Source organism: Acidovorax sp. FHTAMBA (assembly GCF_038958875.1).
Classification (GTDB): Bacteria; Pseudomonadota; Gammaproteobacteria; order Burkholderiales; family Burkholderiaceae_C; genus Acidovorax.
The window spans coordinates 2231371-2256716 of record NZ_CP152407.1; the positions used below are offsets into that span (position 1 = coordinate 2231371).

Genomic DNA, 25346 nt, shown 5'->3' on the forward strand with positions numbered 1-25346 from the left:
TCCACGCTGCGCCTAGTGAAGGCGTGCCTGCAACTGGTTCTCAATCGATTGGCGTTCGATGGTGAACTGCTGTGCGCTGATTTCGTTGGCTTCGTATTTTCTTGCGGTCGACAGCAGCAGGATCGTGTTTTCAAGCCGCGTGTCTTGTTGCAAAGACGGCGGAAGCGCTGTCAGCCGGTCAAAGCTTTGCTTGTACAGCTCACTCCACCGCAGTGCACCTGCCCGTGCCTGCGCGTGCGCGCCATCGTGCCACCGCACATACTCTTCCAGCGAGCCATCCCGAGGGCTGGTGCAGCCCGCCAAGGCGGCCATCAGGGCAACGACCGAAAGGGTTCTTGCAACCACTTCACGGCTAAGAACCATTTGAGAGATTCGACAACGTGTAGCCACGATCGCCCTCCGTTCTGCACATTCACCGAAAAACCCGGTGTGCAGCGTCGGATCGTACTCCGATGCTATGGTTTTTTCCAGCTACATGATCCGAAAGCGGTGGATTGTGCGTGGCGAGGTCACTCCAGGAAGCTGGAATCGACGAGCTGGTTAAGCCCACTGGGGAGCAACGGCATGGAGTCCGCCGATTGCACGGTGACATCCGGCATGAGCAGGGATGCAGCGGCAAGCACTGCGAGCACAACCGTACCGGCAAACGCAGCCAGAGCACGGGTTCGTGGTGTGAGAGGGCGGCGTTGCATGGTAGGTCCTTTGGTCAAATTCGAATGGGAGTCCCAATGAGCTCCCGGCAGCCTCAATGGCTGATGGGCAGGATTTCATCAAACCCACCGCCGGGCGTCTGTCAGACAACGGCGACTATCTCGACTCGACAGCCCGTGAAATGTTTCGTTTGGTTGCAAACGCCGAGCAGAGCGTCATCCAATGAGGGCCCGGCTCACGAGTCCAATGTCGTCTTGTTTGCATCACGTTCCATAAGGCAGCTGTCTGCGGCAGGCAGCCATTCAGGGGAGCGCATGCCTTCTGCGGGGACCGGACTGATGTATTGAAATCGGTGGTGGGGGTAAGTCTTTGACAGCGCAGCCCGCCCCTGCGGCGAAATGGCCAGCACTTTCGCCTTCTGCTCTGTGGCACCAATACCTGGCAGCTGCGCCTCCACCAGCCGCGCCGCCGCCAGCACCCGCAGTTTGTCGACCTCGCACGCAGTCTCGATGGTCATGGGCAGCTTGCTCTGTGCAACCACGAACAACAACTCCATGGGCATGGGAAGCTCCTTCAGAATAGAGCCATTTATTCTGAATCTGGCAATTGCGGTTGCCAACTATTTAAACTTTTTGCAACAACTACATGCGTGTGTTGCGATCCTTTTCGCGTTTGATCAGCGCATCGCCAACAAAAAAGCGCCCGAAGGGCGCTTTTTTTGATGACCGACTGGCGGGAGGGCGTCGTTCACATGACGGGCTGTAGGCCGCGTGGATTCTCGATTTTCTTGATTTGTTTTTCGAAGATACCACCAAAAATACCACCACGTCTCATCTACGGCTTTTCTGCCCTGAGTGAGTAGTTCAAAAAAAGCTTCTTGAGCATCCGGCGATTAGAGTATCTAGAAAAAAACGGTGCTACATGCTGATGACGACCCCTCCCGCGTCGCAGACACGTTGAGGCCGGCAGCCTGGGTCGTGCCCTCAAGGGCCTGATACGCATCCGGTCCCGTACGGTCAGTAAGGACGTCAGGTTCCTCGCTTTGTCTGGGCCCTCGCCAAAGAGTTTCTTAGCAAGGTCTGGCTTTTGCGCTCTAAGCCATCCATTACAAACTGAACACTTGATCTTGTCGGGACACCACCGCATCCCAGCCCACTCCCCGTTTAATGCGCACGCGCAGCGCGTCTGCGGCGTCCGGCACTCCATGCACTATGAAGATACGCCGAGGCGCGCGCCGAAAACCGCCGAGCCAACGCAGCAATTCATTGCTATCGGCATGCGCAGACAGCATGGGCAGCTCCGCAACCTCTGCCCGCACCGAGACCCATTGACCGTGAATCTTCACCTCGCGCGCGCCTTGGAGCAACGTGCGACCTCGCGTGCCCGCCGCCTGGAAGCCAGAGAACAGGATGGTGTTGCGGTGATCTGGCCCAAAGGCGGCGATGTGATGGAGCACTCGTCCGCCAGTGGCCATGCCACTTGCGGAGACGATCACCTTGGGAAAGGGTTGGATGGCGTCGGGAGCCTCGTAGTCGTTGACGTTCTGCGCCAATGGCAGCTTCTTGAATAGTGTCACGAGGTATCGGTAGCGCTCGATGCAGTTGGCCCAGTTCTGGAAGGTAACATTTCACTTTGATGGCGGCTGTGGAATTTTATCTCTCAGTCGAAAGCCGAGACGATCTAAAGACTCGCATTGGGCGTAGTTGAAGGCCAAATAAAACAAGGACTTACGTGGGCCTCCCAGGGTATTCCCGCGAGGCGCATGCACTGGCGCGCGATTTGCAATGAAGACTCGCCCCCGCCCATAAGCGTGCCGCGTTGTCTCTCCATCCCGATGCGGACAGGACAGCGTGGTGCTCACCACAAGTACCTGGAGACATTCGCCATGGAAACCTTCTACGAGGTCATGCGCCGCAAAGGCATTTCGCGCCGCAGCTTTCTCAAATACTGCTCGCTCACGGCCACTTCGCTGGGCTTGGCGCCGTCCTTCGTACCGCAGATCGCGCACGCCATGGAGAACAAGCCGCGCACACCGGTGCTTTGGTTGCATGGCCTGGAATGCACCTGCTGCACCGAGAGCTTCATCCGCAGCGCCCATCCGCTGGCCAAAGACGTTGTGCTGTCCATGATCTCGCTTGATTACGACGACACACTGATGGCCGCCGCAGGCCACCAGGCCGAGGCGATCCTCGAAGAGATCATGACCAAGTACAAGGGCCAGTACATCCTGGCCGTGGAAGGCAACCCGCCGCTCAACGAAGACGGCATGTTCTGCATCCAGTCCGGCAAGCCCTTCGTGGAGAAGCTCAAGCACGTCGCTAAGGACGCCAAGGCCATCATCGCCTGGGGCTCTTGCGCGTCCTGGGGTTGCGTGCAGGCGGCGAAGCCCAATCCGACGCAGGCCACGCCCATCCACAAGGTCATCACCGACAAGCCCATCATCAAGGTGCCGGGCTGCCCGCCCATTCCCGAGGTGATGACGGGCGTGATCACCTACATGCTCACCTTCGACCGCGTGCCCGAGCTCGACCGCCAGGGTCGCCCGAAGATGTTCTACAGCCAGCGCATCCATGACAAGTGCTACCGCCGCCCGCACTTCGATGCCGGCCAGTTCGTCGAGGCCTGGGACGACGATTCCGCGCGCAAGGGTTATTGCCTCTACAAGGTCGGTTGCAAGGGACCCACCACCTACAACGCCTGCTCCACTGTGCAGTGGAACGAGGGAACGAGCTTCCCGATCAAGGCCGGTCACGGCTGCATCGGCTGTTCGGAAGACGGCTTCTGGGACAAGGGCTCGTTCTACGACCGCCTGACCGACATCCATGCCTTCGGCATCGAGGCCAACGCCGACCAGATCGGTGGCACGGCGGCCGGTGTGGTTGGTGCGGCAGTGGCCGCGCATGCGGCGATTTCGGTGGCCAAGCGCGTGCGCGACAACAACAACGCCAGCAAGCCGGAAGACAAGCGCACACCCGCCGACCACTGACTGACCCCACGACGAGAACGAGGAAAAAATGGGTGCTTACGAAACTCAAGGCTTCCGCATGGACAACACCGGTCGGCGCATCGTCGTCGACCCGGTGACGCGGATCGAAGGCCACATGCGCTGCGAGGTGAACCTCGACAGCAACAACGTGATCCGCAATGCGGTCTCCACCGGCACCATGTGGCGCGGTCTGGAGGTGATTTTGAAAGGCCGCGACCCGCGCGACGCCTGGGCGTTCGTCGAGCGCATCTGTGGTGTCTGCACCGGTTGCCACGCGCTCGCGTCGGTGCGCGCGGTGGAAGACGCGCTGGACATCCGCATTCCGCTGAACGCCCACCTCATCCGCGAGATGATGGCCAAGACGCTGCAGGTGCACGACCACGCGGTGCACTTCTACCACCTGCACGCACTCGACTGGGTGGACGTGATCTCGTGCCTGAAGGCGGACCCGAAGAAGACGAGCGACCTGCAGCACATGGTGTCGCCGTCGCATCCGATGTCGTCGCCCGGTTATTTCCGTGATGTGCAGAACCGTTTGAAGAAGTTCGTGGAGAGCGGCCAGCTCGGCCCGTTCGCCAATGGCTACTGGGGTTCAAAGGCGTATGTTTTGCCGCCCGAGGCGAACCTGATGGCGGTGACACACTACCTGGAGGCACTGGACCTGCAGAAGGAATGGGTGAAGGTGCACACCATCTTCGGCGGCAAGAACCCACACCCCAACTACCTGGTGGGCGGCGTGCCGTGCGCGATCAACATCGACGGCGACGGCGCTGCGGGGGCCCCGATCAACATGGAGCGGCTGAATTTCGTGCAGGCCCGCATCCAGGAAATGATCGACTTCAACAACAACGTCTACGTGCCAGACGTGCTGGCCATCGGCACCATCTACAAGCAGGCGGGCTGGCTGTACGGTGGCGGCCTGTCGGCCACCAACGTGGCCGATTACGGTACGTACGAGAAGGTGCCTTACGACCACAGCACGCACCAGTTGCCGGGCGGCGTGATTCTGGATGGCGACTGGAACAAGATTCACGAGATCGACCCGCGCGATCCCGAGCAGGTGCAGGAGTTCGTGACGCACAGTTGGTACAAGTACGGCGACGAGACCAAGGGTCTGCACCCATGGGACGGCGTGACCGAGGCAAACTACAACCCCGAGGGGCCGAACTTCAAGGGCACGCGCACGAAGATCGAGCAGCTCGACGAATCGGCCAAATACTCGTGGATCAAGTCGCCTCGCTGGCGCGGCCACGCGGTGGAAGTGGGCCCGCTGTCGCGCTACATCCTGGGTTATGCGCACGCCACGCAAGGCAACAAGTATTGCCAGCGCGTGAAGCAGCAGGTGGACGAGGCGGCGGCGGCCATCAATAGCGGCATTCCGAAGGCGCTGGGCCTGCCCGAGACCAGGTACACCGCCAAGCAGCTCCTGCCGACCACCATTGGCCGCACGCTGGCGCGCGCACTGGAAAGCCAGTACGCCGCTGAAATGATGATGGACGACTTCAAGCAGATGGTCGACAACATCAAGGGCGGCGACAGTAGCACCGCCAACATCGAGAAGTGGGACCCGAAGACCTGGCCGAAGGAGGCCAAGGGCGTGGGCACGGTGGCTGCACCGCGCGGCATGCTGGGCCACTGGATCCGCATCAAGGACGGCAAGATCGAAAACTACCAGTGCGTGGTGCCCACCACCTGGAACGGCTCGCCGCGCGATCACAAGGGGCAGATCGGTGCCTTCGAGGCCTCGTTGATGAATACGCCAATGGTCAACCCTGAGCAGCCGCTGGAAATTCTGCGCACGCTGCACAGTTTCGACCCCTGCCTGGCCTGCTCCACGCACGTGATGAGCGAAGACGGGCAAGAAATGAGCCGCGTCACGGTGCGGTGAACATCCACCCCAGAACAACGAGGAGACTCCCATGAACGCAAAAACAACGCGCGGCCTGATCGCCGCCGCACTGCTCGCCGGCCTGGCCAGCACCTCGCAGGCCCACACCGGCCATGGCACCAGCAGTCTTTATGAGGGCCTGGTGCATCCCTTCGGCGCAGACCATCTTCTGGCCATGGTGGCCGTGGGCGTGTGGTCGGTCTCGGCGCTGCCGGCTGGTAAAGCCTGGCAGGGCCCGGTTGTGTTCCTGCTCGCGCTCATCGCCAGCGCCACGCTGGGCATGCTCGGCTTCACCGTGCCCTACCTGGAGCACGGCGTGTCGCTCTCGGTGGTGATGTTCGGCGCAATGCTGCTGCTCGCGCGCCGCGCCACCGTGACGCCTGCCATTGGCCTCGGGCTGATCGCAGCGGCCGCTTCGCTGCATGGCCTGGCGCACGGTTCCGAAACGCCCGAGAGCGGCTTTGCCGGCTACGCGGCGGGCTTCCTGATCACCACGGCGCTGCTGCATGGGGGTGGCGTGGGCATGGGCATGGGTATCAAGCGCTGGCTGGCCGAGCGCAGCGGCGTGGTGCTCGGTGGGCTGGGCGCGCTGCTGAGCGCGGCGGGCCTGTATCTCTTCGGGCAGCTTGCGGCCTGAGCCCACTCATTCCAGGAGGTCATCACTATGTCCGCCACACACCAACACACGCCTCACCACGCCACGGGTGCCGAGCGCGATGCGCTGGAACTGCAGCAGGGCCAGACGATCCGCTCGGTCTATGTGTACGAAGTGCCGGTGCGCCTCTGGCACTGGATCAATGCGCTCGCCATCACGGTGCTGTGCGTCACCGGCTATTTCATCGGTGTGCCGCTGCCTACCATGCCGGGCGAGGCCAGCGCGAACTACCTCATGGGCTACATCCGCTTCGCGCACTTTGCGGCTGGCTACATCATGGCCGTGGGGCTGGTGGGGCGCGCCTACTGGGCGCTCGTGGGCAACCACCACGCCAAGGAACTGTTCTGGGTGCCGGTGTTCCAGAAGGCGTACTGGCTCGAGGTGTTCAACATGTTGCGCTGGTACCTGTTTCTCATCCCGAAGCCGAACCAGTACGTGGGCCACAACCCGCTGGCGCGCTTTGCCATGTTCTTCTTCTACCTGATGCTGTCGATCTTCATGGTCGTGACCGGCTTCGCGTTGTACGGCGAGGGCTCGCAGATGGGCTCGTGGCAGGAGCGGATGTTTGGATGGGTGATCCCGCTGTTTGGTCAGAGTCAGGACGTGCACACCTGGCACCGCATGGGCATGTGGGGCGTGGTGTTGTTCGTCATCCTGCACATCTACGCCGCCATCCGCGAAGACATCATGGGCCGGCAGAGCATTGTGAGCACGATGATTTCCGGCCACCGCACGTTCAAGGAATGACGTGAGCCGCGCAGCCCGCTCCAGGTTCAGGGCGGCACCGGTGCAACCACCGGTGGGAGTGCCGCTGCGCGTGCCCACGCACCCAGGCCGCTTGCTGGCGCGCACCTGCCTGTTGCCGCTCTCGCTGAACCAGAGCGAAGCCGCGCGGCTGCTCGGCATGTCGCGCCGCCGGCTCCACGAGCTGGTGCACGGCCAGCGTGCCATGTCGCCCGACACCGCCATCCGCTGCGCGCGCGTGTTCCGCGTCGACGCCGCGTTCTGGCTGACGCAGCAGGCCGCCTGGGACAGCTTCCACGCCTGGAAGCGGCTGCGTTCCGCCTCTTCCCCTTCCTCATCCTTCTGATCTCCCAGTGAGCCCAGCCATGCGCCCCACCTCGCCCCAAACGACCTGTCACCCCGGTGGTGACACGCCGCCCACTTCCATCTGCGTGCTCGGCATCGGCAACCTGCTGTGGGCCGACGAGGGCTTTGGCGTGCGCTGCGTGGAAGCGCTGCAGCAGCGCCACGCGTTCGCGCCGCATGTGTCGCTGGTGGACGGTGGCACGCAGGGCCTGTACCTGATCCAGCACGTGCAGGAAGCGGACGCGCTGCTGATCTTCGACGCCATCGACTACGGCCTGGCGCCCGGCACGCTGAAGCTGGTGCGCGACGACGCGGTGCCGCGCTTCATGGGCGCGAAGAAGATGAGCCTGCACCAGACCGGCTTCCAGGAAGTGCTGTCGCTCGCGCAGCTCACGGGCAAGTACCCGTCGCGCGTGCTGCTGATCGGTTGCCAGCCGCAGGAGCTGGAAGACTACGGCGGCAGCCTGCGCCCGGTGGTGAAGGCCGCGATGGAAGAAGCGCTGTTGCTCGGCGTGGCCGAGATCGCGCGCTGGGGCGGCCAGCCCGCGCCGCGCTTGGCGCCGTTGAGCAGCCGCGAGACCGTAACCATGGACGAGCTTGCGCTCGCGGCCTACGAAACGCAGCGCCCCGCGCCGGAAGCGGCCTGCCGCGAAGGCGATGATCGCTTCTTCCCCAAAGAGGCGGCCTGACATGTGCATCGGCATTCCCATGCAAGTGACCGCTGTCGAGCCGGGCCATGCGGTGTGCGAAGGGCGCGGTGAACGCCGCCGCGTCAACACCGCACTGGTGGGTGACGTGGCGCCGGGCGACTGGCTGCTGGTGTTTCTGAGTGACGCGCGCGAGTGCATCGACGCCGCTCGCGCCAGCGAAGTCAACGCCACGCTGGATCTGGTGCTGGGCGCCATGCAGGGCGATGTATTGAGTGGCGATGCCGGCTTCGAGCTGCCTTCGCGCATGAGCGCCGAACAACTCCGCCAGCTTGCTGGCCCTTGATTTTCTGGAGACCTTCATGACCATCGAAACCGCTTTCCGCCCGCTGGCCGTCACCCCGCCCAGCACCGACCCCGCCGCGCCGCTGGTGATGCGCCTGGTGCGCGACTTCGGCGCCGCGCTGGTGGACGAAACCAGCGTGGCCGACTGGGCCGCGCTGCCCGGCGACCGCGTGCTGCTGCTCGCAGGCGACGCGGTGCGCTTCCCCGAAGGGCAGGACGTGGCCGCCGTGCTGCCCGAGCTGATGAAGGTGTTCCCCCAGCGCTTCGAAGTGGCCGCCGTGCCGCGCGACAGCGAAGACGCGGTGGCGCGCCGCTACGGCTCGCAGCGCTGGCCTTCGCTCCTCTTCTTCCGCGGCGGCCAGTACGTGACCGCCATCGCCGGCATGCAGGACTGGGACGTGTACCTGCAGGGCGTGGACGCCGCGCTGCGCATGCCGCCCTCACGCCCGCCCACCATCGGCATTCCGGTGGTGAGCAAGACCGCTTCTTCCAGCGACGCCGGCGGTTGCCACTGAACGCCACGCCTTCCCGCACCTTGCAAGGACACACCCCATGAAAGAATTCCCCATTCCCCTCGTGGCCCTGGGCCCCGGCACGCACACCGAGGACGATTCGCTCGACTACATGCCCATGCCGAAAGACATGGACACCTACCGCCCGCCGATGCTGCCCGAGCCCGAGGAACTCGCGGGCCTGGACCAGGCGCGCAACGCGCTGCAGCAGGTGCTGGCGCTGCTCGAGCGCGGCGCCAATGGCGGCGCGCCGGGCATGGTGCCGCTGGGCCGGCTGGCCCCGCGCGACTTCCAGGTCATCAACCAGGTGATGGGCGAGGGCGAGGCCAGTGCCATCGTGCAGCTGAGCGCAGGCAATCTGGAAGTGCGCGTGCAGGAATCGGTATTCGCCGGCGTCTGGCGGCTCATGACCTGGCGGCGCGGCGAGGGCGCAGACGAACCCGTGCTGGTGCCGGTGGACGACGCGATCGAGGTCGGCCCGGTGCCTTCGCTGTTCGCCGCCATCGCCGCCGAGGATGTGTGGGCCGAACAGCCCGTGTGGCGCGGCGAGCTGCCGCCCAACGTGCAGAACGCGCCACTGCTGGTGGACGAGATCCGCGACCAGGTGGCGCAGTGGCGGCCCGGCCAGGTGCCGCACGTGGTCAACCTCACGCTGCTGCCGGTGTCGCCGGAAGACATCGGCTTTCTGGACCACCAGCTCGGCACCGGCCGCGTGCTGATGCTGTCGCGCGGTTACGGCAACTGCCGCATCTCCAACACGCGCTTGCCGAACTGCTGGCGCGTGGTGTACTACAACTCCATGGACAAGGTCATCCTCAACACGGTGGAGGTGGTGGACATGCCCGAGGTGGCGATGGCCGCACCCGAAGACCTACGCGACTCGCACGACCGGCTGCGCGAGGTGATGGCCTGGCTGGAAGGGAGTTGAGCGTGGAACACTTCGAAGGCTTCGAGGGCTCCTACCTCGGCAACCGCGAGGTGCTGCGGCCGGACTCGCGCCTGGAATGCAAGATCTGCTGGTGGGTGTACGACCCCGCCACGGGCGACCCGCAATGGCAGATTCCCGCCGGCACGCCCTTCGCCGATCTGCCCTCGCACTGGCGCTGCCCGAACTGCGATTGCGAACCCGATCAGTTTCTGTTGCTTCCATGAACGCCGCCTTGCAAACCCGCGTGCAGACCCTGGTGGATTTCTACCGCCGGGTGCAGGTCGAGCGCATGCAGGGCATTCCCTTGCTGAACGCGGCGCTGTGCGTGGAAGCGGTGGGCTTCGAATGGGGCGCGGACGCCGAAGAGCCGGTGGCCGAGGGCGTGCTGATCACGCCGTGGTTCATGAGCCTGGTGCGCCTGCCCGCGCCACCGCTGCCGCACGGCAACCAGGTGGGCCGCAGCTTCGTGCGCAACTTCGGCAGCGAGCGTTTCGATTTCATCGGCGCGCACGATCCCGCCATCGGCTACCACGAGACCTGCGCGCTGTTCTCACCCATGGGCGAATTCACCACCCAGGCGCTGGCGCGCGAGACCGCGCAGGAAGCGCTGGCGTTGGCCCGACCCGCGCCGGTGGCCACGCCGGTGCCGGTTGAACCCGTGCCGGCGCGCCGGGCGTTCTTTCTCGGTCGGGGTGCGGGGGTGCGCGCATGAGCGCAGCGGCCATGCCCGGCCTGCAGCAGCTCGCGGGCGCGCTGCGCATCACCCCCGGTGCGCCGCCGCCACTCGGTTTGATGAGCACACGCCAGGACTGGGCCGCGCGCATGGGCCATGGCGTGCCGGCGGCGCGCCTGCCCGGCCTCATGGGCAGCCTGTTCAACCTCTGCAGCCAAGCGCACCGCCTGTGCAGCCAGCTCGCCATCGACGCCGCCGCGCCCGGCCTGTTGCCGCCACAGGAGCGCGTGGCCGAACAGTTGCGCCGCGAGACCGCGATGGAGCACGTGCGCCGCATCGGCCTGGACTGGCCGCGCCTGCTGGCCGATGGCGCCGCGCGCAGCGCACACGCCGCCAGCGCGCTGTCCGCGCTGCGCCACTGGCCTTCGCCCACGCAGGCCCTGCCCGAACCCTGGCCGCCGCTGCGCGAGTGGCTGCAACACACGCTGCTGCAGATGCCCGCCGCCGACTGGCTCGCGGCCTGGCAGGCCGGCGGCCCCGACTGGCTGCACACCTGGAGCCGCCGCCACACTCACCACTGGATGCCCGCGCTGGTGGCCGGCGCGCGCAGCAGCGCCGACGGTTTCGCGCCGCTGTCGCTCGACCACGCGCTGCGCCCGCACGCCGAGCCGCCCGGCCTGCGCATGCTGGGCGCCACGCTCGCGCTCAAGCCGCAGTTCGCGCTGCGCCCGCAGTGGCACGGCGCCTGCGCCCACACCGGCCCGTGGACGCGCCTGGCCGGCGCGGCCGACGACACACCGCGGTCACCCTGGGCGCTGCTGGGCAGCCGCCTGGCAGAGCTGTCGCGCCTTGCGCTCGACGGTGGCGACGCCTGGCTGCACTGGGGCGGGCTTTCCACCGGGCCGAACCGGGGTCTGGCCTGGGTGGAGATGGCGCGCGGCCTGCTGGTGCACCAGGTGGAGGTGGACCCGGTGTCCCAGCGCGTGCTGGCCTGCCGCGTGGTCGCGCCCACCGAATGGAATTTCCACCCGCAGGGCGAGGTGGCCCGGCACGTGGCCCGGCTCGACCCCGCCCTGCCCGAAGCCGCGCTCGCGCGGCGCGTGAACCTGCTGGTGGCCGCGTTCGACCCCTGCGTGCCGTTCGCCATCGAACACCGCGCGTTGCCCCGCGCCCAGGCACAGGAGGCCGGCCATGCATGAAGCCAGCCTGGCCGGCGGCGTGCTCCAGCTGGTGGAAGAGACCGCCGCGCGCGAAGGCTTCACGCGCCTGCTGGCGCTGCGCCTCGAAGCCGGCCAGCTCGCGGGCGTGGACGTGCGCGCGCTGCGCTTCGCGCTGGAGGCGCTGGCGCCCGGCACGCTGCTGGACGGCGCGCGCATCGAGATCGACGAACCGGCCGGCCAGGCCTGGTGCCTGGGCTGCTCGACGACTGTGGCCCTGGCGCAGCGCGGCGACGCCTGCCCGGCCTGCGGCAGCTTCCACCTGCAACCGACCGGCGGCAGCGAATTGCGCGTGCTCGACATGCAAGTGGCCGATGATTGAAATGCCTCACGAGACAGAACAGGAGACCCGACATGTGCGTCGTATGCGGATGCAGTGACAGCGGTGCCACGCACCCACACCCCTCACACCAGCACCACCACGCCCCGGCCACGGAAGCGCCGGTGCAGGTGAACCCGGCCAACGGCGACCTGCACTTCGGCGCGGGCTCGGCCCGCGTGTCGGTGCCGGGCATGAGCCAGGCGCGCGCGATCAAGCTGGAGACCGACATCCTCGGCGCGAACAACCGCGTGGCCGCGCAGAACCGCGCGCACTTCGAGTCGCACGGCGTCACAGCGCTCAACCTCGTCTCGAGCCCGGGCTCGGGCAAGACCACGCTGCTGTGCGCCACCATCGAAGCGCTGAAGGCGCACGCGCCGGGCCTGGCGGTGTCGGTGATCGAAGGCGACCAGCAGACCAGCTTCGACGCCGACCGCATCCGCGCCACCGGCGCACCGGCGATCCAGGTCAACACCGGCAAGGGCTGCCACCTCGACGCGCCCATGGTGTCCGAGGCCTTCGCGCGCCTGCACACGCACGACCACGGTCATGACCACGGCCACCACCACCCTCACGCGCACAGCCTGTTGTTCATCGAGAACGTGGGCAACCTGGTGTGCCCCGCCGTGTGGGACCTGGGCGAGGCCGCGAAGGTGGCGATCCTGTCGGTGACCGAGGGCGAGGACAAGCCGCTGAAGTATCCGGACATGTTCGCCGCCGCCTCGCTCATGGTGCTCAACAAGATCGACCTGCTGCAGCACGTGCGCTTCGACGTGGCGCGCTGCATCGAACTCGCGCGGCGCGTGAACCCGGGCATCGAGGTGATCCAGCTCTCGGCCACCACGGGTGAGGGCATGGACGCATGGCTGCACTGGCTGGACCACCGCATGGGCCACGACCACCACCATCACCACCACGACGAAACCCACGGCAGCGAAACCGCGCTGCGCGAGCGCGTGCGCCAGCTCGAGGCCGAACTCGCCCGCACACGCGAGGCCCTGAGCGCCACCACCGCGGGCTGACACCAGCATCATGGAACGCACCGCCCCTTCCGTGCTCGCCTGCGGCGCCTGGCTGAAGAACGCCGCGTGCCTGCTCGACGCGCGCGGGCAGGCCCACTGGTCGCCAGTGCACGGCGACCTGAGCGACCCGGTGGCCTGCGCCGCACTGGAAGCCTCGGCGAGCGCGCTGCTGGGCCGGCACGGCCAGCCGGTGCAGGCGGTGGCGCACGACCTGCACCCCGATTTCTTCAGCACCCGCTTCGCCGTGGAACTCGCGGACGCGCTGGGCGTGCCCGTCATCGGCGTGCAGCACCACCACGCGCACATCGCGGCGGTGGTGGCTGAACAGGGAATCGAAGGCCCGGTGATCGGTCTCGCGCTGGACGGCGTGGGCCTCGGGGACGACGGCGAAGCCTGGGGCGGCGAACTGTTGCTGGTGGACGGCGCGCGGCTGCGGCGCCTGGGCCACCTGCACCCGCTCGCGCTGCCCGGCGGCGACCGCGCTGCGCGCGAGCCCTGGCGCATGGCCGCGAGCGCGCTGCACGCGCTGGAGCGCGGCGACGAGATCGTGCCGCGCTTCGCCCCAGCGGTGGGCGAGGCCACGGCGAGCGGTGTGCGGCAGATGCTGGACCGCCGCCTGAACAGCCCGCTCACCAGCAGCACCGGCCGCTGGTTCGACGCCGCCGCCGCCGCGCTGGGCCTGAGCGTGCGCCAGACCGACGAGGCCGAGGCCGCGATCGCGCTGGAAGCGGCGGCCAGCCGCTGGCTTGCGCACCACGCGGGCCCCGAGCCGCTGGCCGACGCGCTGGTGGACCTGCTCACCGACACCCTGCCCGATGGCCAGCACCGCCTGGACCTTCGCGGTCTGTTCGCGCGCCTGCTCGACGTGCCCGCGGAGCGCGTGGACGAAGCGGCGGCGGGCTTTCACCTCGCGCTGGCCGACGCGCTGGCGCACTGGGCCACACAGGCCGCGCGCGCACACGGCACACGCACCGTGTGCCTGGGTGGCGGCTGCTTCTTCAACCGTGTGCTGCGCGAGCGCGTGAGCGAACGCCTGCGCGCCGCCGGCCTCGCGGTGCACCTGCCAGGCTCCAGCGGCTGTGGCGATGCCGGTCTCGCCCTCGGCCAGGCCTGGGTCGCGGCGCGCCAGCTCGAAGCCGGCACCGCACACCACAACGACACCCACGAAAAGGAATCTCAACCATGTGCCTAGCCATACCCGCGCGGCTGGTGGAGCTGCGACCCGACGACCAGGCCGTGGTCGACCTCGGTGGCATCCGCAAGGAGATCTCCATCGCCCTGGTCGCCGACGTGCAGGTGGGCGACTACGTGATCGTGCACGTGGGCCACGCCATCGGCACCATCGACCCCGAAGAGGCCGAGCGCACGCTCGCGATGTTCGCGGAGATGGCGCAGCTGAATGAAGACGTGGTGGTGGAGACGATCAAATGAAATACATCGACGAATTCCGCGACGGCGAACTCGCCCAGCAGATCGGCGCGCGCATCGCCGCCGAGGCCGACCCGGCGCGCACCTACAGCTTCATGGAGTTCTGCGGCGGCCACACGCACGCGATCTCGCGCTACGGCGTGATGGAGCTGCTGCCGCCCAACGTGAAGATGGTGCATGGCCCCGGCTGCCCGGTGTGCGTGCTGCCCATCGGCCGCATCGACCAGGCCATCGGCCTCGCGCTCGCGCAGGGCGCCATCGTCTGCACCTATGGCGACACCATGCGCGTGCCGGCTTCGGAAAGCCTTTCATTGATCCGCGCGAAGGCGCGCGGCGGCGACATCCGCATGGTGTATTCCGCCGCCGACGCGCTCACCATCGCGCGGCAGAACCCGCAGCGCGAGGTGGTGTTCTTCGCCATCGGTTTCGAGACCACCACGCCACCCACCGCCCTCACCCTGCAGCTCGCGAAGCGCGAAGGCCTGACCAACTTCAGCGTGCTGTGCTGCCACGTGCTCACGCCCTCGGCCATCACGCACATCCTCGAATCGCCCGAGGTGCGCCAGTACGGCACCGTGCCCATCGACGGCTTCGTCGGCCCCGCGCACGTGAGCATCGTGATCGGCTCCGGCCCCTACGAACACTTCGCCGGGGAATACCGCAAGCCGGTCGTCATCGCGGGGTTCGAACCGCTGGATGTGATGCAGGCCATCCTGATGCTGGTGCGCCAGGTCAACGAAGGCCGCGCGCAGGTGGAGAACCAGTTCCGCCGCGCCGTCACCTCCGAAGGCAACCTGAAGGCGCAGGCCGTGGTGTCCGAGGTGTTCGAGCTGCGGCCCAGCTTCGAATGGCGCGGCCTGGGCGAGGTGCCGTACAGCGCGCTGAAGATTCGCGAGGCCTACGCGGCCTTCGACGCCGAGCGCCGCTTTGCGCTCGACTACAAGCCGGTGGCCGACAACAAGGCCTGCGAGTGCGGCGCGATCCTGCGCGGCGTGAAGCGGCCGACCGACTGCAAGATCTTCGGCACCGTGTGCACGCCCGAGAACCCGGTGGGCTCGTGCATGGTGTCGAGCGAAGGCGCCTGCGCGGCGCACTACACCTACGGGCGCTTCCGCGACATTCCGGTCGTGGCCGCCACCGAGGAGGCCACACCATGAGAGCCGACATCGACCAGACCGCCAGCGGCGAGGCCCCGGCGCCGAAGCCGGTGAAGAAGAACTACACCCGACCGCTCGACATCAAACACGGCCGCGTGGACATGGGCCACGGCGCGGGCGGCAAGGCGGCGGCGCAGCTGATCGAGGAACTGTTCCTCGCCGCCTTCGACAACCCTTACCTGCGCCAGGGCGACGACGGCGCGCGCCTGCCGCTGCCCGCGTTCCCGAACGGCCAGGGCCGGCTGGTGATGGCCACCGACGGCCACGTGGTCTCGCCGCTGTTCTTTCCCGGCGGCGACGTGGGTTGCCTGTCGGTGCACGGCACGGTGAACGACGTGGCCATGTCCGGCGCCACGCCGCTGTGGCTGAGCGCGAGCTTCATCCTGGAAGAAGGTTTTCCGCTGGCCGAGCTGCAGCGCATCGTGCGTTCCATGGCGGCGGCCGCGCGCGCCGCCGGCGTGCCCATCGTCACCGGCGACACCAAGGTGGTGGAGAAGGGCAAGGGCGACGGCGTGTTCATCAGCACCACCGGCATCGGCGTGGTGCCGCCGGGCGTGGACATCGCCGGGCGCAACGCGCGCGCGGGCGACGTGCTGCTGCTCTCCGGCACCATCGGCGACCACGGCGTGGCGGTGCTCTCGCAGCGCGAGTCGCTCGCGTTCGAGACCACCATTGAAAGCGACACCGCCGCGCTGCACACGCTGGTGGCCGCCATGCTGCACGCCGCGCCGGGCGCGGTGCGCGTGCTGCGCGACCCCACGCGCGGCGGGCTGGCCACCACGCTGAACGAGATCGCGCGCCAGTCCGGCGTGGGCATGCTGCTGCAGGAGGCCGCCATTCCGGTGCGCGCCCAGGTGGACGCGGCCTGCGAACTGCTCGGCCTGGACCCGCTGTACGTGGCCAACGAAGGCAAGCTGGTCGCGGTGTGTGCGCCCGAGGCGGCCGACGCGGTGCTGGCCGCCATGCGCGCCCATCCACTGGGCGCCGAGGCCGCGCGCATCGGCGAGGTCACCACCGACCCGCACCACTTCGTGCAGATGGCCACGCGTTTCGGCGGGCGGCGCGTGGTCGACTGGCTCAGCGGTGAACAGCTTCCCAGGATATGTTGACCCCCCTGCGTCGCCTTCGGCGCCTCCCCCCGAGGGGGCGACAACTTGGGCCGGCGAAGCCGGACCCTCGTTGTCTCTGGATGAAAGCACTTCGCGCCGGAAGGAGTTGATGGTGTCTTCTCAGGTGTTCCAGAAAACCGCGCGCGGACGGGCCGAGATCGTGCAGCGCTCGGAGCGCGTGCCGGCCGCCATGCGCTCGGTGCTGATCATGGTGAACGGCAGCGACACGGTGCGCGCGCTGGCCGAGCGCGGTGTGCCGCAGGTGCGCGAACACATGCAGGCGCTGCTGGCGCTGGGGCTGATCGAACCGGTGGCACCGCCGGCCGCACCGTCACCACCGCCGCCTTCGCCCCCAACCGAGCTGGAACGCGAGCTGCCGGCGCCGGTGCACGAAGCGCTGTGCCGCCAGGCCCTGGCGCGGCTGGCGGCGCATTTCGGCGTGGACACGCCCGAGGTGGTGCAGCCCCTGCGCGCCGCGCGCACGGTGACTTCGTTCAACACCGCGCTGGACCACATCGAAACGCGGCTCTCGGCCCACATGGGCCGCAAGCACGCCGCGCGCGAGCTGCAGGGCCTGCGGCCACCCACATGAGCGCAGCACCCGGCGGCCTGCGCATCCTGTTGCTGTGCCACAGCTTCAACAGCCTCACGCAGCGCCTGTTCGCCGAGCTGCGCGCGCGCGGCCACACGGTGAGCGTGGAACTCGACATCAACGACCGCGTGACCGAAGAGGCCGTGGCGCTGTTCCGGCCCGACCTGCTGCTCGCGCCCTTTCTCAAGCGCCGCATACCGGCCAGCGTGTGGCAGGCGCTCACCTGCCTGGTGGTGCACCCCGGCCCACCGGGCGACCAGGGGCCGAGCGCGCTGGACTGGGCGGTGCTGCGCGGCGAGCGCACATGGGGCGTGACGGTGCTGCAGGCCAACGCCGATTTCGACGCCGGCCCGGTGTGGGCGCACGCGGCGTTTGCCATGCGCGAAGCTAGCAAGGGCAGCCTGTACCGCCGCGAGGTCACGCAGGCCGCGCTGCAGGCCACGCTCGCCGCCGTGCAGCGTTTCGGGAACGGCGAGCGCCATGGCGATGCACCACCACCCGCGCAATGGCGGCCCGCGATGCGGCAGGCCGACCGCGCCATCGACTGGGCGCGGCACGGCACCGCCGAGGTGCTGGCGCGGCTGCGCTGCGCCGACGGCCAGCCCGGCGTGCTCGATGCGCTCTGGGGCCACGCCTGCCACCTGGGCGACGGCCACGCCGCTTCTGCCGCCACGATGGCGGCTTTCGCGCACGCCGCGCCGGGTGAGGTGCTGGCGGTGCGCGATGGCGCGCTGCTGCGCCGCACGCGCGATGGCGGCGTGTGGATCGGCCAGGCGCGCCGCGTGGCCGACGGCGCACCCGGCTTCAAGCAGGCCGCGGCCGACGCCTTCGCCACCGAGGCCCTCGCCCTGCGCCGCCTGCCCGTGCCGCTGCAACGCGCCGACGACGAGTGGAGCGAGCTGCGCTACACCGAACACGGCCCCGACGGCGCGCGCGTGGGTTGCCTGCGCTTCGACTTCCACAACGGTGCGATGTCCATCGCGCGCTGCGAGCGCCTGCGCGACGCGCTGCTCGAACTGCGAGAGCGGCCGGTGCGCGTGCTCATGCTGCTGGGGGGTGAAGACTTCTTCAGCAACGGCATCGACCTCAACGCCATCGAGGCGGCCGCGCACCGGCCCGGCGACAGCGCGGCCGACGCCTCGTGGCGCCACATCCAGGCGATGAACGACGCGGCGCTCGCCGTGATCGAGACGCCGGACCGCCTCACCGTGAGCGTGCTGCGCGGCAACGCGGGCGCGGGCGGTGCCTTCCTGGCGCTGGCGGCGGACGAGGTGTGGGCGCACGGTGGCGTGGTGCTCAACCCGCACTACAAGAACATGGGCAACCTCTACGGCTCCGAGTACTGGACCTACCTGCTGCCGCGCCGCCTGAGTGAGGCCGGCGCGAAGGCGCTGATGGCGCAGCGCCTGCCGCTGCTGGCGCGCGAGGCCGCGGCGATGGGCCTGATCGACCACTGCGACGATGGGGCACGCGAGGGCTTCGAAACGCGCTGCCTGGAACGCGCGCTGGCGCTCGCGGCCTCCTACAATCTGCCGCAGAGGCTGGCGGCCCGCCAGGCCACCCGCGAGCGCGATGAAAACCTTCGCCCGCTGGCCCACCACCGCGAACAGGAACTCGCGCGCATGCACCGCAATTTCTACGGCTTCGATCCCAGCTACCACGTCGCGCGCCACCACTTCGTGCACAAGGTGCCGCACGCCTGGACGCCGCGCCACCTGGCCTTGCACCGATGAACGCGCCATTGCCCATCGACGCCCTGCCCACCGTGCTGGTGGTGGACGACGAGGTGCGCTCGCAGGACGCGATGCGCCGCACGCTGGACGAGGACTTCACCGTGTTCACCGCCAGCAGCGCCGACGAGGCGCGCGGCCTGCTGGAGCGCCAGCCGGTGAGTGTGATCCTGTGCGACCAGCGCATGCCGGGCATCACCGGCGTGGCCTTCCTCAAGGAAGTGCGCGAGCGCTGGCCCGAGGCGGTGCGCATCGTGATCTCGGGCTACACCGACAGCGAGGACATCATTGCCGGCATCAACGAGGCCGGCATCTACCAGTACATCCTCAAGCCCTGGGCGCCCGACCACCTGCTGGACTCGGTGCGCAACGCGGTGGAGGCGCAGTCGCTGCAGCGCCAGACCAGCCGGCTCGACCTGGAGCTGCGCACCAGCACCGGCGTGCTGCGCCAGCGCACCGCCACGCAGATCGACCGCGCGCGCGCCAGCTTCGGTTTCGACCGCATCGTGCGCGCGCCGGGCAGCCCGCTGGACGCCGTGTGCGCGATGTCGCAGCGCGTGGCGCGCTACGACATCGCGGTGCTCGTGCTCGGCGAGTCGGGCACCGGCAAGGAATTGCTGGCGCGCGCGGTGCACTACGCCTCGCCGCGCCTGACCGGCCCCTTCGTGGTGGAGAACTGCGCGGCCATTCCCGACACGCTGCTCGAGTCCGAACTGTTCGGCCACAAGCGCGGCGCCTTCACCGGCGCCTACGAAGACCACCCCGGCCTGTTCCAGCGCGCGCACGGCGGCACCGTGTTCCTCGACGAGATCGGCGAGACCTCGCCCGCGTTCCAGGTGAAGCTGCTGCGCGTGCTGCAGGAAGGCGAGGTGCGGCCCGTGGGCGGCGCGCGCCCGATGCCGGTGGACGTGCGCGTGATCGCCGCCACCCACCGCGACCTGGAGCAGCGCGTGCGCGACGGCCTGTTCCGCGAAGACCTGTACTACCGGCTGGCGGGCGTCACGCTCACCGTGCCGCCGCTGCGCGAGCGCGCGGCCGACATCGCGCCCATCGCGCACCAGCTGGTGCAGGACGTGGCAAACGAGCTGGGCCACCCCGGCGCCTCGCTGCCCGACGCCACGCTGGCCTGCCTGCTCGCCTACCCCTGGCCCGGCAACATCCGCGAGCTGCGCAACGAGATCGCGCGCGCGCTCGCGCTGCAGGACGGGCGCGAGCTGGAAGCCGCGTCGTTCTCGGCGCGCGTGCTGCAAGGCCACGGCAAGGGCGGCGAAGACCTGCAGGCCGCCCTGCCCACCAGCGGCACGCTGGCCGAGCGGCTGGACGTGATCGAGGCGATGGTGCTGCGCGAGACCCTGCAGCGCCACCGCTGGAACAAGACCCGCGTGGCGCAGGAACTCGGCCTCTCGCGCGTGGGCCTGCGCGGCAAGATGCAACGCCTGGGACTGGAGAAGTGACATGGCACTGAACGATACGGCGCCGGGCCGCCCCAAGCCGGATCAGCCCCCTCGGGGGGCAGCGACCCGCGCAGCGGTGGAGCGTGGGGGCTTGAACGTTCTTTGGCTTCAGAGCGGTGGGTGCGGCGGCTGCAGCATGTCGCTGCTGTGCGCGGACACGACCGACTTTCAGGGCCACCTGCGCGACGCAGGCATCCACCTGCTCTGGCATCCCTCGCTGTCGATGGAGAGCGGCGACGAACTGCTGGACCTGCTCGACGCGGTGCTCGACGGCCGCACGCGGCTGGACGCGCTGTGCGTAGAAGGTTCGCTGCTGCGCGGCCCGAACGGCACCGGCCGTTTCCACATGCTGGCCGGCACGCAGCTGCCGATGATCGACTGGGTGCGCCGGCTCAGCGCGCGCGCGAAACACGTGGTGGCCGTGGGCAGCTGCGCGGCCTGGGGCGGCATAACCGCCGGTGGCGACAACCCCACCGACGCGTGCGGTCTGCAATACGAAGACGACGAAGCGGGTGGCCTGCTCGGCGCGGCTTTCCGCTCGGCCAGTGGCCTGCCAGTGATCAATGTGGCCGGATGCCCGACGCACCCGAGCTGGGTGATCGACACACTGATGGCGCTGGCCGCCGACAGCTTCGGCGCAGACGACCTCGACCCGCTCAACCGCCCGCGCTTCTACGCCGACCAGCTGGTGCACCACGGCTGCACGCGCAACGAGTACTACGAGTTCAAGGCGAGTGCAGAGAAGCCGTCCGACCTCGGCTGCATGATGGAACACATGGGTTGCAAGGGCACGCAGGTGCACGCCGACTGCAACACGCGGCTGTGGAACGGCGAAGGCTCGTGCACCCGCGGCGGCTATGCCTGCATCGCCTGTACCGAACCGGGCTTCCAGGAACCCGGCCACCCGTTCCACGAAACGCCCAAGCTCGCCGGCATTCCCATCGGCCTGCCCACCGACATGCCCAAGGCCTGGTTCGTGGCGCTGGCGTCGCTCTCCAAGAGCGCCACGCCGAAGCGCGTGAAGCACAACGCGGTGGCCGACCACCTCGTCGTCAAGCCGGCTGTGCGGAAGACACGCTTGAAATGACACGTCTGCTCGTTGGCCCCTTCAACCGCGTCGAAGGCGATCTGGAAGTCCAGCTCGACGTGCAGGGCGACCGCGTGGCCTCGGCGCAGGTCAACGCCACCATGTACCGCGGCTTCGAGCAGATCCTGCAGGGCAAGGCGCCGCACGATGCGCTGGTGTACGTGCCACGCATCTGTGGCATCTGCTCGGTGTCGCAGTCGGTGGCTTCGGCGCGCGCGCTGGCGCACCTGGGTGGCATCGCCATGCCGGCCAACGGGCAGCACGCGAGCAACGTGATCCTGGCGACCGAGAACCTGGCCGACCACCTCACGCACTTCTACCTGTTCTTCATGCCCGACTTTGCGCGCCCGGTGTACGCCGGCCACGGCTGGCATGCCGAGGCGGTGCGCCGTTTTGCGCCTAACCGCGGTGAGCAGGTGCGCGCGGCCACCGCGGCGCGCCAGCGCTGGTTCACTTTGCTGGGCACGCTGGGTGGCAAGTGGCCGCACACGCAGTCCATCGAACCCGGTGGCAGCACGCGCCCCATCGACGCCGCCGAGCGCGTGCGGCTGCTCTCGCGTGTGCGCGAGTTCCGCTCATTCCTGGAACGCCAGCTGTTTGCCGCGCCACTGGAAGCCATCAACAGCATCGACAGCGAAGACGCGCTGTGGACTTGGCACGCACAAGCTCCGCTGAGCGGCGACCTCCGTTTCTTCCTCACGCTGGTGCGGGAGCTGCAGTTGCACACGCTCGGCCCCGGGCCGGGTCGCTACCTGAGCTACGGCGCCTATGCCCAGCCCGATGGAGGCTGGGCTCTGCCCGGTGGCGTGTGGCGCGCCGATATGGCGCGGCTCGACGCGGTGGACGCCAGCGCCATCACCGAAGACGCCACACACGCGTGGCTGGCCGACGGCAGCGGCCCGTTGCACCCGCTGCAGGGCCAGACCCGGCCCGACCCCGACAAGGCGCGCGGCTACACCTGGAACAAGGCGCCGCGTCTTGGTGGCGAAGTGATCGAGACCGGTGCCATCGCGCGCCAGCTCGCCGCCGGCCACCCCCTAGTGCGCGATGCGGTGGTGCGCTGTGGCGGTAACGTCTATACCCGCGTGCTCGCGCGTGTTCTGGAGCTCGCGCGCGTGGTCCCCATGATGGAAGACTGGCTCGGCGCTCTGCGCCCGACAGAGCCTTTCTGCGTGCCGTCCGAGTTGCCCGACGAGGGCAGTGGCGTCGGCCTGTCGGAAGCCGCGCGCGGCAGCCTGGGGCACTGGGTGGTCCTGAGGAACGGGCGCATCGCCAACTACCAGATCGTGGCGCCCACCAGCTGGAACTTCTCGCCACGAGACGCCGCCGGCATACCGGGCGCACTCGAACAGGCGCTGGTGAACGCGCCGGTGCGCGAAGGCGAGAAGACACCGGTGGCTGTGCAGCACATCGTTCGCTCGTTCGACCCGTGCATGGTCTGCACCGTCCACTGACGATGAACAAGCCGCGCCCGCCCAGTCTGCCGCTTCCCACCGGCCCGATGGATGGTGTGGACGAATCCACCTGGATGGACGTCATCCAGAAGATGGACGAGGTCTACACCCGGCTGATCGACGATGAGGTCGAACTTGAGAAGAAGAACGCCGAGCTGGAGCAGTCGCAACAGTTCATCTTCAGCGTGCTCACCTCCATGTCCGACGTGCTGGTGGTCTGCGACGACAGCGGCGTGATCGAGCAGGCCAACGCCGCGCTCTGCGAGCTGACCGGGCGCCCCGAGGAGCAGCTGCGCGGCACGCCGCTCTACGGCCTGCTGGCCGACGCTCAGAGCCAGGAGCTGGCGCGTGCGGCGATGGAAAAGGCCGACGCACCGCGTGCAGGCGAGGGCATCGAACTCAACCTGCTGGACCGGCAAGGCCAGGCCGTCTCGGTGGATGCGAACTGCACACCGCGCATCGGCGAGCGGGGCCGTCGCGTCGGCACGGTGTGGGTGGGTCGTCCGACGGCCGAGCTCAAGCGCGCGTACCACGAGATGCGCGCCGCGCACGAGGCCTTGAAGCGCACGCAGCAGCAGCTGCTGCACTCCGAGAAGATGGCCTCGCTCGGCCAGCTGGTAGCTGGCGTGGCACACGAGCTCAACAACCCGATCAGCTTCGTGCTGGGCAACGTGCACGCGCTCAGCAAGTACAGCGACCGACTGCGCACCTACCTCGCTGCGATGCATGCTCACGAGCCGCCGGCCGTGCTGGATGAGATGCGACGCAAGCTGCGAATCGAGCACCTGCTGGCCGATCTGCCCTCGCTGATTGAGGGCACGCTGGAAGGCGCGCAGCGCACAGCCGACATCGTGCATGGCCTCAAACGCTTCTCGGCGATGGATTCAGAGGAGCGCAAACCGGTCAACCTGGTGGACGTGATCGAGCGCGCCGTGCACTGGGTGCAGAAGGGGCTTTCGACGCCCATCGATGTGCAATGGGCCGGCGGCGCACCCTGCACCGTGATGGGCAGCGCCGGCCAGTTGCAGCAGGTGATGATGAACCTGCTGCAGAACGGCTTTGACGCCGTGGGCCAGCACGCGGCACCGCGCATCTGGGTGAGCATCGACCAGGCCGATGGCATGGCACGCGTGGTGCTGCGCGACAACGGCCCGGGCATTCCGCCCGAGCACCTGCTGCGCATCTTCGATCCCTTCTTCACCACCAAACCGGTGGGCAAGGGCACGGGCCTGGGCCTGTCGATCAGCTACGGCATCGTGGAGCAGCACGGCGGACGGCTGAGCGCCCGCAACGCGGAATCCGATGCCGAGCGTGGCGGTGCCGAGTTTGTGCTGGAGCTGCCGCTGGCACCTCAGGCGTAGCTGTCGGCCATTGCGTCCAGCGGCACGGGTTTCATCTTTCCTGCCTGTCCCGCGCTGCCAAACGCTTCGAAGCGTTCTCGGCACACGCCGCGCGCGGCCTTCTTGGCGGCCAGCAGCGCCTTGCGCGGATCGAACTCGCTGCGTTCCTTCGCGAAGGTCTGGCGCATGGCGCCGGTCATGGCCAGGCGGATATCGGTGTCGATGTTCACCTTGCGCACGCCGTTCTGGATGCCACGCCGGATCTCTTCCACCGGCACGCCGTAGGTTTCCTTGATGTCGCCACCGTGCTCGCGGATGATGGCCAGCCACTCCTGCGGCACGCTGGAGCTGCCGTGCATCACCAAATGCGTGTTCGGCACCTTGGCGTGGATGGCTGCAATGCGGTCGATGGCGAGAATGTCGCCGGTGGGCTGGCGCGTGAACTTGTAGGCGCCGTGACTGGTGCCGATGGCGATCGCCAGTGCGTCCACGCCGGTGCGGCGCACGAAGTCCTCGGCCTGGTCGGGATCGGTCAGCATCATGTCGTGCGTAAGTTTGCCCACCGCGCCCACGCCGTCTTCTTCACCCGCCTCGCCGGTTTCCAGCGAACCCAGGCAACCGAGTTCACCCTCCACCGACACGCCCACGGCATGCGCCATGTCGCAGACGCGGCGTGTCACCGCGAGGTTGTAGTCGTAGGTGGCCGGCGTCTTGCCGTCCTCGCGCAGCGAGCCGTCCATCATCACGCTGGTGAAGCCGGAGCGGATCGACTGCATGCACACCGCCGGCGTGGCGCCGTGGTCCTGGTGCAGCACCACGGGCAGGTCGGGGTGGGCCTCCACCGCCGCCAGCACCATGTGGCGCAGGTAGGCCTCGCCCGCGTACTTGCGCGCGCCGGCCGAGGCCTGCAGGATCACCGGGCTGTCGGTCTCCTGCGCGGCTTCCATGATGGCGAGGATCTGTTCAAGGTTGTTGACGTTGAAGGCGGGCACGCCGTAGCCATGTTCGGCTGCGTGATCGAGCACCTGTCGGAGGGAAACGAGCGCCATGGGAATCTCCTGTG

The 25346-nt window shown here is 68.1% G+C and carries 30 protein-coding genes; 25 read left to right on the top strand and 5 right to left on the bottom strand.

The window, feature by feature from the left end:
• Nucleotides 1-12: 12 nt before the first annotated feature.
• From AAFF19_RS10505 to AAFF19_RS10515, 3 genes are all read right to left on the bottom strand, one after another.
• Nucleotides 13-312 carry a hypothetical protein gene (locus AAFF19_RS10505; RefSeq protein ID WP_008906825.1) on the bottom strand — a complete coding sequence of 100 codons (300 nt, stop codon included), beginning with the start codon at nucleotides 310-312 and terminating at the stop codon, nucleotides 13-15.
• A gap of 197 nt (nucleotides 313-509) precedes the next feature.
• A complete protein-coding gene (locus AAFF19_RS10510) occupies nucleotides 510-692 on the bottom strand; it encodes a hypothetical protein (protein ID WP_342721778.1) in 183 nt (60 codons plus the stop codon).
• 194 nt (nucleotides 693-886) lie between these two features.
• Nucleotides 887-1213 carry a hypothetical protein gene (locus AAFF19_RS10515; RefSeq protein WP_008906823.1) on the bottom strand — a complete coding sequence of 109 codons (327 nt, stop codon included), beginning with the start codon at nucleotides 1211-1213 and terminating at the stop codon, nucleotides 887-889.
• Between AAFF19_RS10515 and AAFF19_RS10520 the strand changes: the two genes are divergently transcribed.
• The gene (locus AAFF19_RS10520; protein ID WP_182119111.1) at nucleotides 1206-1373 is read left to right on the top strand and encodes a hypothetical protein; all 168 of its coding nucleotides are present in this window, start codon (nucleotides 1206-1208) and stop codon (nucleotides 1371-1373) included. The genes AAFF19_RS10515 and AAFF19_RS10520 overlap by 8 nt on opposite strands.
• A gap of 383 nt (nucleotides 1374-1756) precedes the next feature.
• Here AAFF19_RS10520 and AAFF19_RS10525 read toward each other — a convergent pair whose 3' ends face one another.
• Nucleotides 1757-2227 (bottom strand): MBL fold metallo-hydrolase RNA specificity domain-containing protein, encoded by a 471-nt coding sequence (locus tag AAFF19_RS10525; RefSeq protein WP_342721779.1) that lies wholly within the window; start codon nucleotides 2225-2227, stop codon nucleotides 1757-1759.
• A 309-nt stretch (nucleotides 2228-2536) separates the two neighbouring features.
• Between AAFF19_RS10525 and AAFF19_RS10530 the strand changes: the two genes are divergently transcribed.
• From AAFF19_RS10530 to AAFF19_RS10645, 24 genes are all read left to right on the top strand, one after another.
• Nucleotides 2537-3637, top strand: coding sequence for a hydrogenase small subunit (locus AAFF19_RS10530; RefSeq protein WP_026436976.1), 1101 nt, complete (start codon nucleotides 2537-2539; stop codon nucleotides 3635-3637).
• 28 nt (nucleotides 3638-3665) lie between these two features.
• A complete protein-coding gene (locus AAFF19_RS10535) occupies nucleotides 3666-5525 on the top strand; it encodes a nickel-dependent hydrogenase large subunit (RefSeq protein WP_026436975.1) in 1860 nt (619 codons plus the stop codon).
• Between the two features lie 31 nt (nucleotides 5526-5556).
• Entirely contained in the window at nucleotides 5557-6162 is a 606-nt protein-coding gene (locus AAFF19_RS10540; protein ID WP_026436974.1) for a HupE/UreJ family protein, read from the top strand.
• A 27-nt stretch (nucleotides 6163-6189) separates the two neighbouring features.
• Nucleotides 6190-6927 (top strand): Ni/Fe-hydrogenase, b-type cytochrome subunit, encoded by a 738-nt coding sequence (cybH, locus tag AAFF19_RS10545; RefSeq protein WP_026436973.1) that lies wholly within the window; start codon nucleotides 6190-6192, stop codon nucleotides 6925-6927.
• 1 nt (nucleotide 6928) lies between these two features.
• Nucleotides 6929-7270 carry a HigA family addiction module antitoxin gene (locus AAFF19_RS10550; protein ID WP_233250309.1) on the top strand — a complete coding sequence of 114 codons (342 nt, stop codon included), beginning with the start codon at nucleotides 6929-6931 and terminating at the stop codon, nucleotides 7268-7270.
• 19 nt (nucleotides 7271-7289) lie between these two features.
• Entirely contained in the window at nucleotides 7290-7958 is a 669-nt protein-coding gene (locus AAFF19_RS10555; RefSeq protein ID WP_026436971.1) for a HyaD/HybD family hydrogenase maturation endopeptidase, read from the top strand.
• Nucleotide 7959: 1 nt separating this feature from the next.
• Nucleotides 7960-8262, top strand: coding sequence for a HypC/HybG/HupF family hydrogenase formation chaperone (locus AAFF19_RS10560; RefSeq protein WP_026436970.1), 303 nt, complete (start codon nucleotides 7960-7962; stop codon nucleotides 8260-8262).
• 16 nt (nucleotides 8263-8278) lie between these two features.
• Nucleotides 8279-8776 (top strand): hydrogenase, encoded by a 498-nt coding sequence (locus tag AAFF19_RS10565; RefSeq protein WP_026436969.1) that lies wholly within the window; start codon nucleotides 8279-8281, stop codon nucleotides 8774-8776.
• Between the two features lie 37 nt (nucleotides 8777-8813).
• Entirely contained in the window at nucleotides 8814-9701 is an 888-nt protein-coding gene (locus AAFF19_RS10570; RefSeq protein ID WP_026436968.1) for a hydrogenase expression/formation protein, read from the top strand.
• Nucleotides 9698-9925, top strand: coding sequence for a rubredoxin (locus tag AAFF19_RS10575; RefSeq protein WP_026436967.1), 228 nt, complete (start codon nucleotides 9698-9700; stop codon nucleotides 9923-9925). The genes AAFF19_RS10570 and AAFF19_RS10575 overlap by 4 nt, the downstream gene beginning before the upstream one ends.
• Nucleotides 9922-10413, top strand: coding sequence for a [NiFe]-hydrogenase assembly chaperone HybE (hybE, locus tag AAFF19_RS10580; RefSeq protein WP_051248958.1), 492 nt, complete (start codon nucleotides 9922-9924; stop codon nucleotides 10411-10413). The genes AAFF19_RS10575 and hybE overlap by 4 nt, the downstream gene beginning before the upstream one ends.
• Nucleotides 10410-11573 (top strand): hydrogenase formation protein, encoded by a 1164-nt coding sequence (locus AAFF19_RS10585; RefSeq protein WP_182119112.1) that lies wholly within the window; start codon nucleotides 10410-10412, stop codon nucleotides 11571-11573. The genes hybE and AAFF19_RS10585 overlap by 4 nt, the downstream gene beginning before the upstream one ends.
• On the top strand, nucleotides 11566-11913 hold the full coding sequence (locus AAFF19_RS10590; RefSeq protein WP_026436965.1) for a hydrogenase maturation nickel metallochaperone HypA: 348 nt from the start codon (nucleotides 11566-11568) through the stop codon (nucleotides 11911-11913). Before AAFF19_RS10585 ends, AAFF19_RS10590 begins: the two co-directional genes overlap by 8 nt.
• A 32-nt stretch (nucleotides 11914-11945) precedes the next feature.
• The gene (hypB, locus tag AAFF19_RS10595; protein WP_026436964.1) at nucleotides 11946-12932 is read left to right on the top strand and encodes a hydrogenase nickel incorporation protein HypB; all 987 of its coding nucleotides are present in this window, start codon (nucleotides 11946-11948) and stop codon (nucleotides 12930-12932) included.
• Nucleotides 12933-12942: 10 nt separating this feature from the next.
• The gene (locus tag AAFF19_RS10600) at nucleotides 12943-14124 is read left to right on the top strand and encodes a hypothetical protein (RefSeq protein WP_026436963.1); all 1182 of its coding nucleotides are present in this window, start codon (nucleotides 12943-12945) and stop codon (nucleotides 14122-14124) included.
• Nucleotides 14115-14363: a HypC/HybG/HupF family hydrogenase formation chaperone gene (locus AAFF19_RS10605; RefSeq protein WP_026436962.1), complete on the top strand. Its 249-nt coding sequence runs from the start codon at nucleotides 14115-14117 to the stop codon at nucleotides 14361-14363. Before AAFF19_RS10600 ends, AAFF19_RS10605 begins: the two co-directional genes overlap by 10 nt.
• The gene (gene hypD, locus AAFF19_RS10610) at nucleotides 14360-15517 is read left to right on the top strand and encodes a hydrogenase formation protein HypD (RefSeq protein ID WP_026436961.1); all 1158 of its coding nucleotides are present in this window, start codon (nucleotides 14360-14362) and stop codon (nucleotides 15515-15517) included. Before AAFF19_RS10605 ends, hypD begins: the two co-directional genes overlap by 4 nt.
• Nucleotides 15514-16626 (top strand): hydrogenase expression/formation protein HypE, encoded by a 1113-nt coding sequence (gene hypE, locus AAFF19_RS10615; protein ID WP_051248951.1) that lies wholly within the window; start codon nucleotides 15514-15516, stop codon nucleotides 16624-16626. Before hypD ends, hypE begins: the two co-directional genes overlap by 4 nt.
• A gap of 109 nt (nucleotides 16627-16735) precedes the next feature.
• A complete protein-coding gene (locus AAFF19_RS10620; protein ID WP_034712729.1) occupies nucleotides 16736-17218 on the top strand; it encodes a hypothetical protein in 483 nt (160 codons plus the stop codon).
• Complete coding sequence (locus AAFF19_RS10625; protein WP_034712726.1) at nucleotides 17215-18951, top strand: enoyl-CoA hydratase-related protein; 1737 nt, start codon at nucleotides 17215-17217, stop codon at nucleotides 18949-18951. The genes AAFF19_RS10620 and AAFF19_RS10625 overlap by 4 nt, the downstream gene beginning before the upstream one ends.
• Nucleotides 18948-20402 (top strand): sigma-54 dependent transcriptional regulator, encoded by a 1455-nt coding sequence (locus AAFF19_RS10630; RefSeq protein ID WP_026436957.1) that lies wholly within the window; start codon nucleotides 18948-18950, stop codon nucleotides 20400-20402. Before AAFF19_RS10625 ends, AAFF19_RS10630 begins: the two co-directional genes overlap by 4 nt.
• A gap of 91 nt (nucleotides 20403-20493) precedes the next feature.
• Nucleotides 20494-21489: a HupU protein gene (locus AAFF19_RS10635; protein ID WP_026436956.1), complete on the top strand. Its 996-nt coding sequence runs from the start codon at nucleotides 20494-20496 to the stop codon at nucleotides 21487-21489.
• Nucleotides 21486-22943, top strand: coding sequence for a nickel-dependent hydrogenase large subunit (locus AAFF19_RS10640; protein WP_026436955.1), 1458 nt, complete (start codon nucleotides 21486-21488; stop codon nucleotides 22941-22943). The genes AAFF19_RS10635 and AAFF19_RS10640 overlap by 4 nt, the downstream gene beginning before the upstream one ends.
• A 2-nt stretch (nucleotides 22944-22945) precedes the next feature.
• Nucleotides 22946-24304 carry an ATP-binding protein gene (locus AAFF19_RS10645; RefSeq protein ID WP_051248948.1) on the top strand — a complete coding sequence of 453 codons (1359 nt, stop codon included), beginning with the start codon at nucleotides 22946-22948 and terminating at the stop codon, nucleotides 24302-24304.
• Here the strand turns inward: AAFF19_RS10645 and fba are convergent.
• Nucleotides 24295-25332, bottom strand: coding sequence for a class II fructose-bisphosphate aldolase (gene fba, locus AAFF19_RS10650; RefSeq protein ID WP_026436953.1), 1038 nt, complete (start codon nucleotides 25330-25332; stop codon nucleotides 24295-24297). The genes AAFF19_RS10645 and fba overlap by 10 nt on opposite strands.
• Between the last annotated feature and the right edge of the window lie 14 nt (nucleotides 25333-25346).